The sequence below is a fragment of the Vibrio sp. S11_S32 genome (genome assembly GCF_014694465.1).
GTDB lineage: Bacteria > Pseudomonadota > Gammaproteobacteria > Enterobacterales > Vibrionaceae > Vibrio > Vibrio algicola.
Genome location: NZ_JAAUWS010000175.1, coordinates 1 through 268 on the forward strand (window position 1 = coordinate 1; position 268 = coordinate 268).

General features: G+C 45.1%; 1 protein-coding gene. It reads right to left on the bottom strand.

Features of this window, described 5'->3' with window-relative positions:
• Positions 1 to 175, bottom strand: a 175-nt coding sequence (locus HC723_RS17170) for a helix-turn-helix domain-containing protein (protein ID WP_190339968.1), incomplete at its 3' end; no start/stop codon positions are given.
• Between the last annotated feature and the right edge of the window lie 93 nt (positions 176 to 268).

Below are 268 nucleotides of genomic sequence, written 5' to 3' on the forward strand. Positions count from 1 at the left end.
CATGCGCCGTTATTGCTGTATATCGACCTTGAGGGCAGCGTCCCAACTCTGATGATATCGATTTATTTCCCCGTTTAAGTTCTTTACCTATTTGACGGGCTGAAAACTCTAATTGCACCAGGGCTTCAATCTGGTATCGTTCAACAAGAGTCAGCTGTTTGTATTGTTTCCCCATGTGGGTACCTTGGTTATTGTTTGAGAACTTCAGCCTACGAGCAGCTGGCTCTCGTGTCTATACCAAGTGTGTCGGTTATTCTGAGAATCTAGG